This is a genomic window from Streptomyces sp. NPDC059564, from assembly GCF_042735575.1.
Lineage (GTDB): Bacteria > Actinomycetota > Actinomycetes > Streptomycetales > Streptomycetaceae > Streptomyces.
In genome coordinates, this window is sequence record NZ_JBHWBP010000464.1 from 1 (window position 1) to 5,062 (window position 5,062).

The 5,062-nt window shown below is 69.9% G+C and carries 3 protein-coding genes and 1 pseudogene; all 4 read left to right on the forward strand.

Annotation, left to right across the window (positions count from 1 at the left end; translation table 11 throughout):
• Positions 1-356 (forward strand): methionine adenosyltransferase domain-containing protein (locus ACFV0Q_RS38210; RefSeq protein WP_385012259.1); only part of this gene is annotated, 356 nt, incomplete at its 5' end.
• 1 nt (position 357) lies between these two features.
• The gene (locus tag ACFV0Q_RS38215) at positions 358-1,341 is read left to right on the forward strand and encodes a carbohydrate kinase family protein (RefSeq protein ID WP_385012262.1); all 984 of its coding nucleotides are present in this window, start codon (positions 358-360) and stop codon (positions 1,339-1,341) included.
• On the forward strand, positions 1,338-4,814 hold the full coding sequence (gene metH, locus ACFV0Q_RS38220; RefSeq protein WP_385012264.1) for a methionine synthase: 3,477 nt from the start codon (positions 1,338-1,340) through the stop codon (positions 4,812-4,814). Before ACFV0Q_RS38215 ends, metH begins: the two co-directional genes overlap by 4 nt.
• A gap of 111 nt (positions 4,815-4,925) precedes the next feature.
• A pseudogene (locus ACFV0Q_RS38225) lies at positions 4,926-5,062 on the forward strand (HAD family phosphatase); the annotation flags it as partial.

A 5,062-nucleotide genomic window follows, 5' to 3' on the forward strand; every position in this document is an offset into this window, starting at 1 on the left:
CCTCCAAGGTCGACCGCTCCGCCGCCTACGCCATGCGCTGGGTCGCGAAGAACGTGGTCGCCGCCGGTCTGGCCGCGCGCTGCGAGGTCCAGGTCGCGTACGCCATCGGCAAGGCCGAGCCCGTCGGCCTCTTCGTCGAGACCTTCGGCACGGGCACCCTGTCCGACGAGCGCATCCAGGAGGCCGTGACCAGCGTCTTCGACCTGCGCCCGGCCGCGATCATCCGCGACCTCGACCTGCTGCGGCCCATCTACGCCCAGACCGCCGCCTACGGCCACTTCGGCCGCGAGCTCCCGGACTTCACCTGGGAGCGCACCGACCGCGTCCACGCGCTGCGCCAGGCCGCCGGGGTCTGAGATGCGCATCGCTGTCACGGGATCCATCGCGACCGATCACCTGCTGACCTTCCCCGGCCGGTTCGCCGAACAGCTGCTGGCGGACCGGCTGGACCGGGTCTCTCTGTCGTTCCTCGCCGACGGACTGGACGTGCGGCGCGGCGGCGTGGCGGCGAACATCGCGTTCGGGCTCGGCGTACTGGGACTGCGCCCCCTGCTGGTGGGCGCGGTGGGCGGGGACTTCGAGCCCTACCGGGTGTGGCTCAAGGACCACGGAGTGGACACCGACTCCGTGCGCGTGAGCGACACCCGCCACACCGCCCGCTTCGTCTGCACCACGGACGCCGACCAGAACCAGATCGCGACCTTCTACGCGGGCGCCATGACCGAAGCCCGCGAGATCGACCTGCGCGAGATCGTCGCCCACCGCGGACGGCCCGACCTCGTACTGATCTCACCGGACGACCCCGAGGCCATGCTCCGGCACACCGCCAACTGCCGGGAACTGGGCCTCGCCTTCGCCGCCGACCCCTCCCAGCAGCTGGCCCGGCTGACCAGGGCCGAGGTACGGGACCTCATCGACGGCGCGGGGCGGCTGTTCACCAACGAGTACGAGTCCGCCCTGCTGTGCGAGCGGTCCGGCCTGACCGAGGAACAGGTCCTGGGGCAGGTCGGCTCCTGGGTCACCACCCACGGCGAGTCCGGCGTACGGATCCGCGCCGCCGGCCGCGCGCCGCTGACCGTACCCGCCGTGGAGGTCGCGGACGTCGTCGACCCCACCGGCGTCGGCGACGCGTTCCGCGCCGGATTCCTCGCCGGGACGGCCTGGGGCGTACCCGAGCGGTACGCGGCCCAGCTGGGCTGCGCGGTCGCCGCGACCGTACTCGGCCACACCGGCACCCAGGAGTACCGGCTCACCCCGGAACCCCTGCTGGCCCGGCTCCGCGCCACGTACGGCCCGGCGAGCGAAACGGAACTGTCCACACACCTGAGGGGGCTGCGATGAGACCGTCACTGCGCGCGGAGCTCGCGACCCGTGTGGTGGTCGCGGACGGAGCGATGGGAACCATGCTCCAGGCCGCCGACCCGACCATGGAGGACTTCCAGCAGCTGGAGGGCTGCAACGAGATCCTCAACGTCACCCGCCCCGACATCGTCCGCTCCGTGCACGACGCGTACTTCGCGGTGGGCGTGGACTGCGTCGAGACCAACACCTTCGGCACGAACCTGGCCGCCCTCGCCGAGTACGGGGTGCAGGAGCGCGTCTACGAGCTGTCGGAGGCGGGCGCCCGGATCGCCCGGGAGTCGGCCGACGGCTACACGGCGCGGGACGGCCGCCCCCGCTGGGTGCTGGGCTCCATGGGCCCCGGCACCAAGCTCCCCACCCTCGGGCACATCGGCTACGAGCCCCTGCGCGAGGCCTACGAGCAGAACGCCGAAGGCCTGATCCGCGGCGGCGCCGACGCGCTCCTGGTGGAAACCACCCAGGACCTCCTCCAGACGAAGGCCGCCGTCATCGGCGCACGGCGGGCACTGGACCGGTGCGGAGCGGGGGACCTGCCGCTCATCGTGCAGGTCACGGTGGAAGCGACCGGCACGATGCTGCTGGGTTCGGAGATCGGCGCGGCTTTGACGGCGCTGGAGCCGCTGGGCATCGACATGATCGGCCTGAACTGCGCGACGGGTCCGGCGGAGATGAGCGAGCACCTGCGCTACCTGGCGCGCAACGCCCGGATCCCGCTCTCGTGCATGCCGAACGCCGGCCTGCCGGTCCTGACGAAGCAGGGCGCGCATTACCCCCTGTCGGCGCCGGAGCTGGCGGATGCGCAGGAGACGTTCGTCCGCGAGTACGGGCTGTCCCTGGTCGGGGGCTGCTGTGGTACGACGCCGGAGCATCTGCGTCAGGTGGTGGAGCGGGTCCGTGGCACGGCCATCACCGAGCGGTCCCCGCAGCCCGAGCCGGGTGCGGCGTCGCTGTACCAGACGGTGCCGTTCCGGCAGGACACCTCGTACATGGCGATCGGTGAGCGGACGAACGCGAACGGGTCGAAGAAGTTCCGTGAGGCGATGCTGGAGGCGCGCTGGGACGACTGTGTGGAGATGGCGCGGGACCAGATCCGTGAGGGTGCCCACATGCTCGACCTGTGCGTCGACTATGTGGGCCGTGACGGCGTCGCGGACATGAAGGAGCTCGCGGGCCGTTTCGCGACGGCTTCGACGCTGCCGATCGTGCTGGACTCGACCGAGGTTCCGGTGATCCAGGCGGGTCTGGAGAAGCTGGGCGGTCGTGCGGTCATCAACTCGGTCAATTACGAGGACGGTGACGGCCCCGAATCCCGTTTCGCGAAGGTCACCGCCCTGGCGCGGGAGCACGGCGCGGCGTTGATCGCGCTGACGATCGACGAGGAGGGCCAGGCCCGCACGGTCGAGCACAAGGTCGCCATCGCGCAGCGGCTGATCGCGGATCTGACGGGGAACTGGGGGATCCGTGAGTCGGACATCCTGATCGACACCCTGACGTTCACGATCTGCACGGGGCAGGAGGAGTCGCGCAAGGACGGTATCGCGACGATCGAGTCGATCCGGGAGCTGAAGCGGCGTCACCCGGATGTCCAGACGACGCTGGGTCTGTCGAACATCTCCTTCGGCCTGAACCCGGCCGCCCGTGTCCTGCTGAACTCGGTCTTCCTGGACGAGTGCGTGAAGGCGGGCCTGGATTCCGCGATCGTGCACGCGAGCAAGATCCTGCCGATCGCGCGTTTCGATGATGAGCAGGTCCAGACGGCTCTGGACCTGATCTATGACCGGCGTGCGGGGGATTACGACCCGCTGCAGAAGCTGATGGCCCTGTTCGAGGGTGTCAACACGAAGTCGCTGAAGGCCGGCCGGGCCGAGGAGCTGCTGGCCCTGCCGCTGGACGAGCGCCTGCAGCGGCGGATCATCGATGGTGAGAAGAACGGTCTGGAGGCCGACCTCGCGGAGGCTCTGCGGGCGCGTCCGGCGCTGGAGATCGTCAACGACACGCTGCTGGAGGGCATGAAGGTCGTCGGTGAGCTGTTCGGCTCGGGCCAGATGCAGCTGCCGTTCGTCCTGCAGTCCGCCGAGGTGATGAAGACGGCGGTGGCTTATCTGGAGCCGCACATGGAGAAGACCGACGACGAGGGCAAGGGCACCATCGTCCTGGCCACGGTCCGCGGCGACGTCCATGACATCGGCAAGAACCTGGTCGACATCATCCTGACGAACAACGGCTACAACGTCGTCAACATCGGGATCAAGCAGCCGGTCTCGGCGATCCTGGAAGCCGCGCAGGAGCACAAGGCCGATGTGATCGGCATGTCGGGGCTGCTGGTGAAGTCCACGGTGATCATGAAGGAGAACCTGGAGGAGCTCAACCAGCGCAAGCTGGCCGCCGACTACCCCGTCATCCTGGGCGGCGCCGCCCTCACCCGCGCCTACGTCGAGCAGGACCTCCACGAAATCTACGAAGGCGAAGTCCGCTACGCCCGCGACGCCTTCGAAGGCCTCCGCCTCATGGACGCCCTGATCGCCGTCAAGCGCGGCGTCCCCGGCGCCTCGCTGCCCGAGCTGAAGCAGCGCCGCGTCGCCAAGCGGGACACCGCGGCGCTCCAGGTGGAGGAGCCGCAGGAGCCGGGCGGCCGTTCCGACGTCGCCGTGGACAACCCCGTCCCCACGCCGCCGTTCTGGGGGACCCGCGTCGTCAAGGGCATCCCGCTCAAGGACTACGCCTCCTGGCTGGACGAGGGCGCCCTGTTCAAGGGCCAGTGGGGCCTCAAGCAGGCCCGCGCGGGCGGGGCGACGTACGAGGAGCTCGTCGAGAGCGAGGGCCGTCCGCGCCTGCGCGGCCTCCTGGAGAAGCTGCACACCGAGAACCTGCTCGAAGCGGCCGTCGTCTACGGCTACTTCCCCTGCGTCTCCAAGGGCGACGACCTGATCATCCTGGACGACGACGGCAACGAGCGGACCCGCTTCACCTTCCCGCGCCAGCGCCGCGGCCGCCGCCTGTGCCTCGCGGACTTCTTCCGCCCCGAGGAGTCCGGCGAGACCGACGTGGTCGGCCTCCAGGTCGTCACCGTGGGGTCGAGGATCGGCGAGGCCACCGCCAAGCTGTTCGAGTCCGACTCCTACCGCGAGTACCTGGAGCTGCACGGGCTCTCCGTCCAGCTCGCCGAAGCCATGGCCGAGTACTGGCACGCGCGCGTCCGCTCCGAACTCGGCTTCGGCGGCGAGGACCCGGCGGCCGTCCAGGACATGTTCGACCTCAAGTACCGCGGCGCCCGCTTCTCCCTCGGCTACGGCGCCTGCCCCGACCTGGAGGACCGCGCGAAGATCGCCGACCTCCTCCAGCCGGAGCGGATCGGCGTCCACCTCTCGGAGGAGTTCCAGCTCCACCCCGAGCAGTCCACCGACGCCATCGTCATCCACCACCCCGAAGCGAAGTATTTCAACGCGCGCTGACACGAACCGGCGTACACTGGTCGGTCCCATACAGGCCGGTCACCTGTTCCGAGGGGCGTTCCCCACGGGCCGAGGTGACCGGCCTTGTCGTCCCCTGAGAGAGGCGTACGCATGACCAGCACCGTTCCCGCACCCGTCGCCCGTACGGCCGACGGGCACGCCCTGCAGGCGGTGCTCCTCGACATGGACGGCACCCTCGTCGACACCGAGGGCTTCTGGTGGGAGGTCGAGGCGGAGATCGTCCGCGA

Coding starts and splice junctions, on each gene's coding strand:
- metH (WP_385012264.1), top strand. CDS start 1,338: ATGAGACCGTCACTGCGCGCGGAGCTCGCGACCCGTGTGGTGGTCGCG.
- ACFV0Q_RS38215 (WP_385012262.1), top strand. CDS start 358: ATGCGCATCGCTGTCACGGGATCCATCGCGACCGATCACCTGCTGACC.